The organism is Collinsella sp. AM09-41 (assembly GCF_003473245.1).
Classification (GTDB): Bacteria; Actinomycetota; Coriobacteriia; order Coriobacteriales; family Coriobacteriaceae; genus Collinsella.
In genome coordinates, this window is the sequence record NZ_QRMJ01000003.1 from 1 (window position 1) to 14,075 (window position 14,075).

At 60.0% G+C, this 14,075-nt stretch carries 11 protein-coding genes; all 11 read left to right on the top strand.

Going from position 1 to position 14,075, the window contains the following annotated elements:
* Positions 1–157 precede the first annotated feature (157 nt).
* The 11 genes from argF to murF all read left to right on the top strand — a co-directional run bounded on the left by argF (position 158) and on the right by murF (position 14,073).
* On the top strand, positions 158–1,153 hold the full coding sequence (gene argF / locus DW112_RS04545) for an ornithine carbamoyltransferase (protein WP_117584234.1): 996 nt from the start codon (positions 158–160) through the stop codon (positions 1,151–1,153).
* Between the two features lie 138 nt (positions 1,154–1,291).
* Positions 1,292–2,779: a YfcC family protein gene (locus tag DW112_RS04550; protein WP_369831814.1), complete on the top strand. Its 1,488-nt coding sequence runs from the start codon at positions 1,292–1,294 to the stop codon at positions 2,777–2,779.
* A 554-nt stretch (positions 2,780–3,333) separates the two neighbouring features.
* Positions 3,334–4,815 carry a DUF1846 domain-containing protein gene (locus DW112_RS04555; RefSeq protein ID WP_006234276.1) on the top strand — a complete coding sequence of 494 codons (1,482 nt, stop codon included), beginning with the start codon at positions 3,334–3,336 and terminating at the stop codon, positions 4,813–4,815.
* A 256-nt stretch (positions 4,816–5,071) separates the two neighbouring features.
* Positions 5,072–5,410, top strand: a complete 339-nt coding sequence (locus DW112_RS04560) for a hypothetical protein (RefSeq protein ID WP_117655154.1) — start codon at positions 5,072–5,074, stop codon at positions 5,408–5,410.
* Positions 5,411–5,588: 178 nt separating this feature from the next.
* The gene (locus tag DW112_RS04565) at positions 5,589–7,250 is read left to right on the top strand and encodes a CTP synthase (RefSeq protein WP_006234274.1); all 1,662 of its coding nucleotides are present in this window, start codon (positions 5,589–5,591) and stop codon (positions 7,248–7,250) included.
* A gap of 2 nt (positions 7,251–7,252) precedes the next feature.
* Positions 7,253–8,194, top strand: coding sequence for a site-specific tyrosine recombinase XerD (gene xerD, locus DW112_RS04570; protein WP_199585321.1), 942 nt, complete (start codon positions 7,253–7,255; stop codon positions 8,192–8,194).
* Positions 8,195–8,656: 462 nt separating this feature from the next.
* The gene (locus DW112_RS04575; protein WP_035137949.1) at positions 8,657–9,091 is read left to right on the top strand and encodes a division/cell wall cluster transcriptional repressor MraZ; all 435 of its coding nucleotides are present in this window, start codon (positions 8,657–8,659) and stop codon (positions 9,089–9,091) included.
* A gap of 20 nt (positions 9,092–9,111) precedes the next feature.
* Entirely contained in the window at positions 9,112–10,077 is a 966-nt protein-coding gene (gene rsmH / locus DW112_RS04580; protein WP_006234266.1) for a 16S rRNA (cytosine(1402)-N(4))-methyltransferase RsmH, read from the top strand.
* A gap of 90 nt (positions 10,078–10,167) precedes the next feature.
* Positions 10,168–10,638: a hypothetical protein gene (locus tag DW112_RS04585; RefSeq protein ID WP_089571576.1), complete on the top strand. Its 471-nt coding sequence runs from the start codon at positions 10,168–10,170 to the stop codon at positions 10,636–10,638.
* Between the two features lie 182 nt (positions 10,639–10,820).
* Entirely contained in the window at positions 10,821–12,521 is a 1,701-nt protein-coding gene (locus DW112_RS04590) for a peptidoglycan D,D-transpeptidase FtsI family protein (RefSeq protein WP_369834929.1), read from the top strand.
* A gap of 127 nt (positions 12,522–12,648) precedes the next feature.
* Positions 12,649–14,073: a UDP-N-acetylmuramoyl-tripeptide--D-alanyl-D-alanine ligase gene (murF, locus tag DW112_RS04595; protein WP_117806416.1), complete on the top strand. Its 1,425-nt coding sequence runs from the start codon at positions 12,649–12,651 to the stop codon at positions 14,071–14,073.
* Positions 14,074–14,075 lie beyond the last annotated feature (2 nt).

Here is a 14,075-nt window from a genome sequence, read left to right on the forward strand (position 1 = left end):
CCGCGGCGGCCCGCGCTGCATGAGCATGCCCTTCTGGCGCGAGGACCTCTAAGTCTTTCCGTTTCCGGTGCGGTCCCCCTACAACCGCACCGGTTTCGCCCGTCAAACGGGCAACACTAATACTTACGTAATTCATTTCTTCGAAAGGAAACGAACCATGGGTGTTAACCTCTCCGGCCGTAGCTTCCTCAAGCTCCTCGACCTCACCACCGAGGAGATCGAGTACCTGCTCAAGCTCTCCAAGAACTTCAAGGACATGAAGCGCGCTGGCGTTCCGCACCGTTATCTCGAGGGCAAGAACATCGTTCTGCTCTTCCAGAAGACCTCCACTCGTACCCGCTGCGCCTTCGAGGTCGGCGGCATGGATCTGGGCATGGGCGTCACCTACCTCGATCCGGGTTCGTCGCAGATGGGCAAGAAGGAGTCCATCGAGGACACCGCCCGCGTTCTCGGCCGCATGTATGACGGCATCGAGTTCCGTGGCTTTGCCCAGGACGACGTCGAGGAGCTTGCCGCTAAGTCCGGCGTGCCCGTGTGGAACGGTCTGACCACCGAGTGGCACCCCACCCAGATGCTCGCCGACATCCTGACCGTCCAGGAGAACTTCAACTACGACATCAAGGGCAAGACCCTCGTCTTCATGGGCGACTGCAAGAACAACGTCGCTCGCTCCCTCATGGTCGTCTGCTCCAAGCTCGGCATGAACTTCGTGGCCTGCGGCCCCGAGGAGTGCATGCCCGCTGACGACGTCATCGAGGCCTGCAAGCCTATCGCTGAGGCCAACGGCTGCACCATCAAGCTGACCACCGACGTCAAGGACGGCGTCACCGGTGCCGACGTTCTCTACACCGACGTGTGGGTCTCCATGGGCGAGCCCGACGAGGTCTGGGCCGAGCGCATCGCTCAGCTCACCCCGTATCGCGTTACCTCCGAGGTCATGGCTATGGCCAACCCGGGTGCCATCTTCCTGCACTGCCTGCCCAGCTTCCACGACACCAACACCACGATTGGCGCCGAGAAGTGCGAGCAGTTCGGCATCACCGAGCAGGAGGTCACCGACGAGGTCTTCGAGAGCCCCGCTTCCAAGGTCTTCGACGAGGCCGAGAACCGCATGCACACCATCAAGGCTGTCATGTACGCTACGCTCAAGTAAGAGCATCTAGCATCTCGCTCGGGGTGCATTGCTGCGCACCCCGAGCGCTTTTGTCTGGTTAAAATCTCGCATCGAGCGACATGCACGGCACGGAAGAGCCGCTTCGGGCGAGATCAGTAATTGATTTATGAAGGGGGGATGAGAACTATGACTGAGACCGCTAAGAAAAAGCGCGGTATGCCTTCATCGTTCACCATTCTTCTTGCTCTGCTGGCAATCGTCGCGGTTGTTACCGTTATCGTCTCCGGTACGTCCGGTGGCGCGGTTACCGCTGCCCGCTTGAGCGATTTCTGCACCGCCCCGGTCAAGGGCTTCGCTGACGCTCTGCCCGTCTGCCTCTTCGTTATGATCCTCGGTGGCTTCCTCGGCATGATGACCGAGACCGGCGCCCTGGACAACGGCATTGCCGTTCTGGTGCAGAAGCTTAAGGGCAATGAGATCATGCTCATTCCCGTGCTGATGCTCATCTTCTCCCTCGGTGGTACCACCTATGGTATGTGCGAGGAGACCGTTCCCTTCTACGCCCTGCTCGCCGCCACCATGATGGCTGCTGGCTTCGACCCCATGGTCGGCGCTGCTACCGTCCTGCTCGGCGCTGGCTGCGGCTGCCTCGGCTCCACGGTTAACCCATTTGCCGTCGGTGCTGCCGTTGACGCTCTGACTGGCGTTGGCATTGAGGTCAACCAGTCCATCATCATCGGCCTCGGTGCCGTCCTGTGGATTGTTACCACCGCTATGTCCATCTTCTTCGTCATGAGCTATGCCAAGAAGGTCAAGGCTGACAAGGGTTCCACCATCCTTTCGATGCAGGAGCTCAAGGACGCCGAAGAGGCTCACGGCAAGGCTGCTTCCGAGGTTCACAAGGAGGTCAAGCTCACCGGTCGTCAGAAGGGTGTTCTGATCGCCTTTGCCTTCACCTTCGTCGTCATGATCGTCGGCTTCATCCCGCTGGCCGATCTCAACGAGGGCGTCGCCAACTTCTTCGATGCTGGCGCCGTCTATGACGCCGACGGTAACGCCATCGTTCAGGGCTGGTCTGCCCTGATCACCGGCCTGCCCATTGGCCAGTGGTACTTCGACGAGGCTTCCACCTGGTTCTTCCTCATGGCTGTCCTGATCGGTATCATCGGTGGCCTGTCCGAGAAGCAGATCGTCAACACCTTCATCACCGGCGCTGCCGACATGATGTCCGTTGTCCTCGTCATCGCTCTCGCCCGTGGTATCTCCGTCCTCATGGCTAGCACCGGCCTCGACGTCTACGTCCTCGACGCTGCCGCCAATGCTCTGGCTGGCCTGTCCGGCGTGATCTTCGCTCCCATGAGCTTCCTGGTCTACTTCGGCCTGTCCTTCCTGATCCCCTCGACCTCCGGTATGGCTACTGTCTCCATGCCCATCATGGGACCGCTGGCTGTTAAGCTCGGCTTCTCGCCCGAGGTCATGGTCATGATCTTCTCCGCCGCCATCGGCGTCGTGAACCTGTTCACCCCGACCTCTGGTGCCATCATGGGCGGTCTCGCTCTGGCTAAGATCGAGTGGACGACCTGGCTCAAGTTTGCTCTCAAGCTCATCGTCGCTCTCTCCGTCGTCTGCGCCATCATTCTGACCGTCGCCTGCGTGATGCTCTAAGTACCCAACGGGTACCCCACGGAAACCTTGACGATCCTGCAAAGGACCACCTGGTCATCGTCTTTCCGGTGGGGTCAACCCACCGGTAGACTCCTACCTTTAGCCCCCTCCCGTTCCGTGCGCGGGAGGGGGCGCTCTTATGTTGCGCGGTTCTACGAACCGCGCAACCAGTCGACGCTGCGCGCCGTCCAGAACGACAATTTGTCATTCAAAAGGCAAGGCATGACCAAAAGGTCTATGCCTTGTCTTTTTCATGCCAACTTGTACGTTCTGGACGGCGCTCGCTGTCCGTCCTCTGCCTGCGGCGCTTTCCATTGTTGGTGCAGGGGCGCTTTGCCTACTCTGGCGGGCTTTCGCTGGCTTATGCTCAACCTGCGACGTTTTCATTGTTGGTGCTGAGTGCCTTGTTTCCCGTTCCAAATGAGCCACCCCGGGTCCCCGGCGGTTGCGGTGGGCGTGTTTGGTTGGTGCCTGTTGATGGCCTGGGCATCGGGGAGGGCAGGCTCCGTTATAATCGCCTAAGACATTAAATGGAAACGGGACGGGAGCCATATATGCGCCAGGGTTTCGACAACGCGAAGTATATCGAGCTGCAGGCCGCTCATATTAAGGAGCGCATCTCGCAGTTTGGCGGCAAGCTGTATTTGGAGTTTGGCGGCAAGCTGTTTGACGACTATCACGCGAGCCGCGTGCTGCCGGGTTTTGAGCCGGACAGCAAGTTTCGCATGCTCAAGAGCATCGCCGACGATGTTGAGGTTATCATCGCGATTAACGCGAACCACATCGAGAAAAACAAGGCTCGTGGTGACCTTGGCATTACCTATGACGAGGATGTGCTGCGCCTGGTTGACCTGTTCCGCGGCAACGGCTTTGCCGTCGCGGCTGTGGTCATCACCCAGTACGCCGGCCAGCCTGCTGCCGATGTGTTCCGCAACCGCCTGAACGCGCTCGGTATTCCCGCCAAGCTGCACTATCCCATCGAGGGGTATCCGCACGATGTCGATCTGATCGTGTCCGACGATGGCTACGGCAAGAACGAGTTTGTCGAGACCACTCGTCCGCTCGTCGTCGTGACGGCGCCCGGCCCCGGCTCGGGCAAGCTCGCCACTTGCCTCTCGCAGCTGTATCACGAGCATAAGCACGGTACCGCCGCCGGCTATGCCAAGTTTGAGACCTTCCCGGTCTGGAATCTTCCTCTGACGCATCCGGTCAATATTGCCTACGAGGCCGCCACGGCTGACCTCGACGACGCCAATATCATCGATTCGTTCCACCTTGAGGCCTACAACAAGACCACGGTCAACTACAACCGCGACGTCGAGGCCTTCCCGGTAGTCCGTGCCCTGATGGAAAAGATCCTGGGCAAGAGCCCCTACCAGAGCCCTACGGATATGGGCGTCAATATGGTCGGCTTTGCCATCACCGATGACGATGCCTGCCGCGACGCTTCCAAGATGGAGATCGTCCGCCGCTACTTTACCGCGGTCGAAAATGTGCGCCGTACCGGCGTGGGCGATGAGCAAGTCGACCGTCTCAAGATTATTATGAAGAAAGCCGGCATCGATAAGAACTACTCACCGGCACGCTCGGCGGCCCTCACCAGGGAGCAGCTGACGGGTGGTCCCGTGGGTGCCATGGTCATGCCCGATGGCTCCGTGGTGACCGGTAAGACCTCCACGCGCCTGGGCGCCGCAAGTTCGCTCATTATGAACGCCCTCAAGCATGTCTCGGGCGTCGACCTTGAGCTCGAGGTCATTAGCGATGAGGCGATCGAGCCCATCAGCAAGCTCAAGACGCATTTCCTGGGCAGCAAAAACCCGCGCCTCCACACCGACGAGACGCTTATGGCGCTGTCGATCACCTCGGCCACGAGTGAGACGGCCGCTCGCGTCCTTTCGGGCCTGGAGCAGTTGCGCGGTTGCGATGCCTTCTTTAGCGTGATTATCTCGCCGACGGACGAGACGGTACTGCGCAAACTGGGTATCAACGTGTGCTGCGAGCCCAAGTTTGAGCGCCGCGGTTTCTTCCATCGCTAAGTTTGAAGCACCGCGGTAATTGCATTGCATTTTGGCCGTATCGGGTTAGCGCCCGGTACGGCTTTTTGATCAATAAAGCGCCTATTTCGGCGAAAAATAGCCGTTTACCTGCCTAGAAACAATTTGAGCGGTATAAAATAACCGTAACTGTTTCATCCTTAGCGGGATGCCGCATGATGGATATTACCTGCCATCGTGAGGTGTGTCGGTCGCGCACGGTGCGTTAGATGCTCGTGCTCGGTTTGAGGAGGCTGCTATGGCGGGCAAGGGTCGTGCGAGTGTTAACGATATGAAGCGTGTCGAGGTACTGGTGTTGATGGAGATCGCCCAGCAAACCGAAGACAATGGCGGGCCGTATGGTTTCTCGCGCAAAACGCTTGCCGAGCGCGTGGGGGTTTCGCCGTATCGTGCCCGCGCCGCAATCGATCGCTTGGATTCCGAAGGCATGATTGATGTCGTCTCGCGTTATAGCGACGACGGCGGTCAGCTTGCAAATGGCATTTGCCTCACCGAACGTGGCGAGTGGTATCTTGAGGGCGTCCGTACCGGCATGCTCGTTCAGGAAATGCTTGAGGACGAGGTTGCTGATCGATAGCAGCATGTAACCCTTGCCATAGCGACGCCGCCTGGGAAACCGGGCGGCGTTTTGTTTCAAGATTGAGAAATGCAATCGCACGCGAGAAAAATTGCGAACGGTCCGCGGCGCGAGTATTACAATGAAGACCCGTAAGATGTGGATAAACAACTTCTACGGGAAGCGCAGGTAACTCAATATGACCAAGCATGTGTTCGTAACCGGCGGCGTGGTTTCGTCCCTGGGCAAGGGTATCACCGCGGCCTCGCTGGGCCGTCTGCTCAAGTCGCGTGGCTACAAAGTAACGATGCAGAAGGCCGACCCGTATCTGAACGTCGACCCCGGTACCATGAGCCCGTTCCAGCATGGTGAGGTCTTCGTTACCGAGGATGGTTACGAGTCCGACCTGGACTTGGGTCATTACGAGCGCTTTATTGATGAGAACCTGACCCGCGATTCCAACTTTACGACCGGTGCCATCTACAAAAGCCTAATCGCCCGTGAGCGTCGCGGCGACTTTTTGGGCGGTACCGTGCAGGTGATTCCCCACGTCACCAATGCCATTAAGGACAAGTTTCGCCGCATCGAGGAGCAGACCGGCTCCGATGTAGTCATCACCGAGCTGGGCGGCACGATCGGCGACATCGAGTCCCAACCGTTTGTCGAGGCCATCCGTCAGTACCGCAAGGAGGCCGGCCCCGAGAACGTCTGCTACATCCACGTGTCGCTCGTTCCCTATATCGCCGCCGCCCACGAGGTCAAGACCAAGCCCACGCAGCATTCCGTCAAGGAGCTCCGCAGCTTTGGCATCCAGCCCGATATTATCGTGCTGCGCTCCGACCACCATATCGATGACGCTATCCGCGGAAAGATCGCAAGCTTCTGCGACGTCGACACCGATTGCGTCTTTACCAACGAGGACTGCGCGAGCATTTACGATGTTCCGCAGCTGCTTGCCGAGCAGGACTTTGACCTGCGCATTTGCGAGCGCCTGGGTCTGGATCCGCGTGAGCGCGACATGAGCGAGTGGAACGAGTTCCTGCGCAAACAGAATCACGCCAACCATCACGCCGACAAGGTGAAGATTGCCGTCGTTGGTAAGTACACGCAGCTGCCCGATGCGTACCTGTCGGTTATCGAGGCCCTGCACCATGCGGGCGTCTTCTACGATCGCCATGTGGACGTCCAGCTAGTCGACGGCGAGAGCCTCGATGAGCAGAATGTCTCCGAGGTTCTAGGCGACGCCTCGGGCATCCTGGTCCCCGGCGGCTTTGGCAAGCGCGCCCTGGAGGGCAAGATCCTCGCGGCCGAGTTTGCCCGTGAGCACAAGATTCCGTATCTGGGCATTTGCCTGGGTATGCAAGTGGCCGTGTGTGAGTTCGCCCGCAATGTCGTCGGCCTTGCCGGCGCCAGCTCCTCTGAGTTCGATCCGGATGGTCCGTATAGCGTCATCGACCTGATGAGCTCGCAGGAGGACGTGACTGAGAAGGGCGGCACCATGCGTCTGGGTGCCTATCCGTGCAAGCTTGCTGCCGATACCCTTGCTCGCGAGGCATATGGCGAGGAACTCGTCTACGAGCGTCACCGTCACCGCTTTGAGTTCAACAACGCCTTCCGCGACCAGCTCGAGGACGCCGGTTTGGTTATCTCGGGTCTGTCGCCTGACGAGCGCCTGGTCGAGATGGTCGAGCTGCCGCGCGACGTGCATCCGTGGTATGTGGCAACCCAGGCTCATCCCGAGTTCAAGAGCCGCCCGACCAACCCGCAGCCGCTGTTCCGCGAGTTCGTGCGTGCTTCGATTGGCCAGCACGAGGGTGTCGACCGTCTGCAGGTGACGCCCATGAACCTCGCTACGGACTAAGGGTGCCGGCGAATAAGGAACATACCGAAGCTACTCCCTCGTCGCTCGCCGTGGCGGCGGGGGAGTATCTCGATTACCTCGCGGTCGAGCGGGGCTTGGCGCGCAACACGATTGTGGCCTATCGTCGTGACCTGACGACGTACTGCGCCTATCTGGAGCGGGCGGGTATTGTGTCTTTTGAAGAGGTGACCCGTCAGGTCGTGGAGGGCTTTGTCGCCGATCGCCGCGGCGGAGGCTATTCCGACGCCTCGGTGGAGCGCGCGCTTGCTGCCGTGAAGGGCCTGCATGCCTTTTTGGTGCGCGATGGGGCCGTGGCCCAAAACCCGACGGCGGCGTTGCGCCTGCCTAAAAAGGCTGAGCGTTTGCCGGAGTATCTATCGGTGGAGGATGTCTCGGCGCTGCTCGATCAAGACTTTCCCGAGGGCGAGATGGGACTGCGCGACCATGCCATCTTGGAAGTGCTCTACGGATGCGGTTTGCGTGTGAGTGAGCTGGTTGGGCTCGATGTGGGCGATATCCATATTGACGATGGCTTTGTACTCGTTCGCGGTAAGGGCTCAAAGGAACGCCTGTCCCCACTGGTGGGAAGCGCGGCGCGAGCTCTGACGCTCTATGTAACTGAGGGACGTTCTCGCTTGGCGGCCCATGCCCGCGGAACCGAGACCTCGGCGGTCTTTTTAAATAAGAACGGACGTCGCCTGTCGCGCCAGGCCGTGCATGCGATATGCGAGCGGTATGGGCGCCAGGTGGGGCTGGTGGGGCTCCATCCCCATACCTTGCGCCACTCCTTTGCCACCCACATGCTCGCGGGCGGTGCCGACCTGCGTGTGCTGCAGGAGATTTTGGGCCATGCCGATATTTCGACCACGCAGGTCTACACGCATGTCGACCGCACGCAACTGACCGAGGTCTATCTGGCGGCGCATCCGCTGGCACATTGCTAGCACCTCGCTGACCTGCATATTTATACATATTAAGGGGGACGGGCCCCAGATTGTCGCGACGCACTTTTGCGCGCATGAGCAATCTGGGGCCCGTCTCATTTTTCGCCAGACACCGACGCGGTGGTGGGCCATGTGCGCCGTGGGTGGGGGAGTTTGGGGGCGATGTGAACGGCGTGTAAAGGGACGTAAAAATCGCCTCAAGGTCAACTTGAAGGTTGAGGTTCGCGGGCGTGGTTCTACAGGTGGCATCCCGCCTTTGCTGCAAACACAACATATTGTGTTTTCGAACATATGCTCGGGGGTGTTTTACAGCATATTGGGTGTGGAATGATGGGGCGGGGTGGGGGAAGGGGTGGGGAAAGGTGTTGAAAAATGGGGCGGTTCCCCATATTATTGATGACGTCGACAGGCGGGGTGGTTCCCCGCGTACGTGCCATCTGAGTAACCGAGGGGAGGGCGCACATGGGAATGACGGGTGCATACGAGCGCAATCTCGATGCAAAAGGTCGTCTGTCCCTGCCTGCACCCCTTCGTGAGGAGCTTGGAGAGCACGTTCGCGTGTTTAAAGCCCTGGATGTCGATGCTCTGTACGTGTTCTCTGCCGAGGCCTTCGATAAGTGGGTCGAAGGACTCTTCGCGGGTCGTGAGGGCCACGAGGGTTTTAACCCGCGTGACATCAACGACCAGAAGCTCATGAGGGCGATCAACAAGCGCACCACGTCGATGGATGTGGACAGCGCGGGTCGTATCGGTCTTTCTGAGTCTCTCCGCAAGCAGGCGAACCTCGACCGCGAGGTCACGGTTGTGGGCAACTACGACCACCTTGAGGTTTGGGACCGCGCTACGGCCGATGAGGACGATGACGATGAGGCCCTGCTGGACCTTTTCTTCTCGTAAGGGCAAGGCACGGGTAACGGATGGAGCGTGGGATCTTGACGCAAGAATATCGGCATGAACCGGTCATGCTCGGCGAAGTGCTTGAGTCGCTGCGGCTAAAGAGCGGCTCCGTTGTCTGCGATTGCACCCTTGGCGGTGCCGGCCATTCGGTAAAGATGGCTGCGCAGGTGGGGGAGACGGGTCTTTTGCTCGGCGTCGATCAGGACGACATGGCCCTCGAGGCCGCTGGCGCCCGTCTGGACCGCGAGGTTCCCGGCGTTCCGCACCAGCTGCTGAAGGGCAACTTCGGCGACTTGGACGAGCTGCTTTGCTCGGCCGAGGTGCCCGGGGTCGATGGCTTCCTGTTCGATTTGGGCGTTTCGTCGCCGCAACTCGATATCCCTGGCAGGGGCTTTTCGTATAACGAGGACGCCCCATTGGACATGCGGATGGATCCGGGTAATAACACCTTAAACGCAGCTGAGGTCATCAACACCTATAACGAACACGACCTCGCCCGGATTCTACGCGTCTACGGCGAAGAGAAGTTCGCCTCGCAGATCGCGCGCGAGATCGTGCGCCGCCGCGAGCAAGAACCGATCGAAACCACCGGCCAATTTGTCGAGATCATCAAGGCGGGTATCCCGGCTGCCGCTCGTCGGCATGGCGGACACCCGGCCAAGAAAAGTTTCCAGGCCATTCGCATCGAGGTCAATCACGAGCTCGATGTGCTCGAACGAGGGCTTGATGCCGCCACCAGGTGGCTCAATCCGGGCGGACGTATCTGCGTCATCTCGTATCACTCGCTTGAGGACCGTATCGTAAAGAATCACTTTAAGGAGATGAGCCAGGGGTGCACGTGTCCGCCGGAGATTCCGGTGTGCGTGTGCGGCAACGTGCCGATACTCAAGGTCATCACCCGCAAACCCTTGGTTGCCCAGCCTGATGAGGTTGAGCGCAACCCTCGGGCGAGATCAGCCAAAATCCGCGTGGCGCAGCGTCTGTAGGCGCGACCGCGCGATATTGGACCTCCCGCTCGCACCATAAACGAAGCTTAAACACACTACCAACGTACTCGGGATGGGAGGCGGCATATCATGGGCTACAACACTTCAAGCGCAGCACTCGCCTATGATATGAACGCCATGCCCGCCTATCGTGAGACGCCGCAGGCCCCCGTTGCTCCCCGTGAGCAGCGCCCGCCGCGCTTTGATGTCTACACGGGCGCGGGCCGTCAGGCAAACCAGGCGGTAAGCCCGGTTTTCATGAGCGTTCTTAAAACGTTTTGCATCATTGCGGCTATCTTCATGACGATCGGCGTCGCCCGCGTGGCGCTCGCCGGCGTTACGGCCCAGGTGCTCAACAGCAACGCCGAGCTTACCAACACGCTCGAAAAAGCGACCGATGAGAGCTCCGACCTGGAGGTCATGCATTCGGTCTATGGCGCCGACACGCGCATTCGCGACCTTGCGGGCGCTTATGGCATGGTGGAGCCCAGCGAGAGCGTTACACTTGACTTTTCGCAGGATGCAGCCGCGGGCGCCAACGCGACCGCGACCGCTCAGTAGCAAGACGGTAGCTGAGTATGACAAATGACTATCGCCGCGGTTCCGATGGGGGCCGCGGTTCTGGACGTCCCTCGTCGCGGGGACGTTCTGGTTATCAAGGAACGGGTCGGCAATCTTACAACGCCGGGCAGTCCCGTGGCAACGACCCGGCGTCGCGACTTCGCGGCTCGGGCGGCCCTCAAGTGCATAACACCAGGTCGCGCAAGAGTTCGTCGACCGAATGGCTCACAGGCACGCCTCTGCCTCGCCGCAAAGCCGTCATGGGCTTCATTGGGCTTGGCTTGGGCTTGGGCGTCTTTCGCCTTGCCGGCTATCAAATTGTCGAAGCCGATAAACTGCGCGAGCGTGCCGATGCGCGCCGCCTGCTTGCGCAGACCCTCTATGCCAAACGTGGCACCATCTACGACCGCAACGGTAACGTGCTGGCGTCGTCGGTCGAATGTCGCAACATCGCCGTGAACCCCCAGCTTGTCGAGGATGTTGACAAGACGGTGTCGGCGCTGGTCAAGGCAACTGGAATCGATAAAAAGACCTGCCGCAAGCTCGTTGAGTCCGATGGAACCTGGGTGTATATCAAGCGCCAGGTGGACGAAGACGACGCTGCGGCGCTGGAGAAGAAGAACCTGCCCGGCGTGCTTTTTGAGCAGGCCATGAAGCGCGTGTATCCATACGGCAATCTGGCATCGCAGGTGCTGGGTGTAGTGAACGTAGACAACGACGGCTTGACGGGTCTCGAAAAGCAATACAACAAGCTTCTGACCGGCACGAACGGTTCTCTCGTACGCGAGCGCGCGAGGGACGGCAGCTATATCGCGGGCGGTGCCTATAAAAAGGTGGCTGCGGTCGACGGCGTTGATCTCGTGACGACGCTCGACGTCAATATCCAGCGTGCGGCCGAGGATGCCCTGGCAGAGGCTGTCGAGAAGACAAAGGCCAAGAACGGCTCGGCGCTGGTCACCGATCCTACGACAGGCGAAATCTTGGCAGCCTGCTCGTATCCGACCTACGACCAGACCAATTTGGAAAACGCCAAGACCGAGGATATGAACCTGCGCCTGGTCACCGACGCCTACGAGCCCGGCTCGGTCTTTAAGACGCTCGTGGCGGGCGCCGGCTTCGACTTGGGTGTCGTGCGGTCGAGTACGTCGTTTGAGGTGCCGGCGAGCATCAAGGTGGGCGACGATACCGTCACCGATGCCGACAAGCGCGACTACGCCATGACCATGGATGTGCGCGAGATGATGCGCCGTTCGTCCAACGTGGGATTTGTCCTGGTGGGGCGCAAGATCGGTGCCGACGACTTTGCCGCCTATGTGGACAAGTGGGGCATCGGTCACAGCTCTGGTGTCGATTTTCCGGGCGAGAGCCTGGGCATCGTCAAGGAGCGTGACCAGTATGACGGCGCCACGCTGGGCTCGATGAGCTTTGGACAGGCGCTGTCTGTCTCACCGATTGAGATCGCACGTGCCGTGGGCGGCATCGCCAACGGCGGCGTGATGATGACCCCGCACTTCTATAAGTCCAGCAAAGGCGACGAGAAGGACTGGGGCGAAGGCGAGCGCGCGATTTCGGAGGATGCCGCATCCCAGGTGACATCGTGCATGCAGACGGTCGTGTCGGAGGGAACGGGCGTTGGCGGCGCGGTTGACGGCTATGACGTGGCGGGTAAGACCGGTACGGCCGAACGTGCCGACGAGAACGGCGGCTACCTCAAGGAGAACTACATGTCGTCCTTTATGGGCTTTGCACCGGCACAATCGCCCAAGGTGCTGTGCTATATCACGCTCGACGGAACGCCGAGCGGCTCAGATGCCGCTGCGGTGCCGTTCCAGTCCATTATGGCCAACGCGCTCGACGTGCTGGGCATCCCGCGCACGAAGTAGGGGGTTACAATCTTTGGGGCATGGTTTGTTGTCCCATATGAGGGGTGTTCACATGCCCTGCACCACGCATGCGCGGCGCTGGGATACAATACGCCGATAGCATTATTAGGTTTACAGGGGAGCTGCAATGATAGAGATCGCCGTCAACAACCTCGCGGCCGCAACAGGGGCCCGAACCGTGACGGGAGAAGTCGATCGGGTATGCCGCGGGTGCGTTATCGACTCGCGCCAGGTCGAGGAAGGGACGATTTTCGTCGCCTTTCCCGGTGAAAACGTCGACGGCAATGATTTTGCTTCCCGTGCCGTCCAGTCGGGTGCCGGCGCCGTCGTGATGACGCGTGAGCCCGATGCCGAGTTGGTCTCGCTGGCGCAGGACAAGGGATGCGCCATCCTGCTGACCGATGATCCCGAGGAGTTTCTGCTGCGTTTGGCGCACGCGTATCGCCTGGAGCTTGGCTGCCTGGTCGTTGGCATTACCGGTTCCATCGGCAAGACGACGACCAAGGACGTGCTCGCCGCTGTACTCGCCAAGCGCTATCGTGTCTGGGCCACCAAGGGCAATTTCAATAACCTGATCGGCATGCCGCTCACGGTGCTTTCCGCCCCGGCCGGTACCGAGGTCCTGGTGCTCGAGATGGGCATGAACCATTTCCACGAGATCGAGCGCCTGTCCCAGTCCGCCAATCCCAACCTTGCCATCGTGAGCAAGATCGGCACCTCTCACATCGGCATTTTGGGCAGCCGCGAGAACATCGCCCGCGCTAAGGCCGAGATTGTCCAGGGTATGTGCGCCGCCGGCGACTTCTTGCCGCTGCTGGTTTTGGGCGGTGAGGACGACTTTACGCCGTTCATTCGCGATACGTTCGCCCAGCCTGCTGGTATCGATGTGATGCTGGCCGGCGTCTCGGACGATGATGAGGTCCGCGCCCGCGAAGTTCGTGTTGATGACGAGGGCCGTCCGGTCTTTACGCTCGATTTTGGTCAGGGCGAGACAATCGATACCATGCTTGCTATCCCCGGCGTGCAGTCCGTTCCAAATGCCGTTAAGGCCGCCGCGGTTGCCTATCGCCTGGGCGTGACGCCCGAGCAGATCGATGCTGCCTTTAGGGGCCTCACAATCACCGGTCACCGCCAGGAGATCAAGCGCGCCAAGAGCGGTGCACGCATCATCGATGACTCCTATAACGCCAGCGCCGAATCGATGGCAGCTGGTCTCGATCTGCTGTGCTCGCTTTCGTGCACGGGGTCTCGCATGGCGATCCTGGGCGAGATGGGCGAGATGGGCGATGAGGCTCCTCGCATGCATGAGCTCGTGGGCGCCTATGCCGCCGCCAAGAAGCTCGACATGCTGGCGTGCGTGGGTGGTGAGCTGGCCCAGCTTATGGCCGATGCCGCGCGCATGATGGGCATGGACGAGGACCGCATCCAGGTGTTCTCCGATTATCAGCAGGTGCTCGACCGCATGGGCGGCGCGCTTGAAAAACATGATGTTGTACTGGTCAAGGGTTCCCGCTTTGTTGAGCTCGACCGCTTTGTGGAAGGTGTGTGCTAGCC

Bases quoted from the DNA above. Each gene is read 5' to 3' on its own strand.
- DW112_RS04555 (WP_006234276.1), top strand. From the start codon at position 3,334: ATGCGCCAGGGTTTCGACAACGCGAAGTATATCGAGCTGCAGGCCGCT.
- DW112_RS04560 (WP_117655154.1), top strand. From the start codon at position 5,072: ATGGCGGGCAAGGGTCGTGCGAGTGTTAACGATATGAAGCGTGTCGAG.
- DW112_RS04550 (WP_369831814.1), top strand. From the start codon at position 1,292: ATGAGAACTATGACTGAGACCGCTAAGAAAAAGCGCGGTATGCCTTCA.
- murF (WP_117806416.1), top strand. From the start codon at position 12,649: ATGATAGAGATCGCCGTCAACAACCTCGCGGCCGCAACAGGGGCCCGA.
- rsmH (WP_006234266.1), top strand. From the start codon at position 9,112: ATGGAGCGTGGGATCTTGACGCAAGAATATCGGCATGAACCGGTCATG.
- DW112_RS04565 (WP_006234274.1), top strand. From the start codon at position 5,589: ATGACCAAGCATGTGTTCGTAACCGGCGGCGTGGTTTCGTCCCTGGGC.
- DW112_RS04575 (WP_035137949.1), top strand. From the start codon at position 8,657: ATGGGAATGACGGGTGCATACGAGCGCAATCTCGATGCAAAAGGTCGT.
- argF (WP_117584234.1), top strand. From the start codon at position 158: ATGGGTGTTAACCTCTCCGGCCGTAGCTTCCTCAAGCTCCTCGACCTC.
- DW112_RS04585 (WP_089571576.1), top strand. From the start codon at position 10,168: ATGGGCTACAACACTTCAAGCGCAGCACTCGCCTATGATATGAACGCC.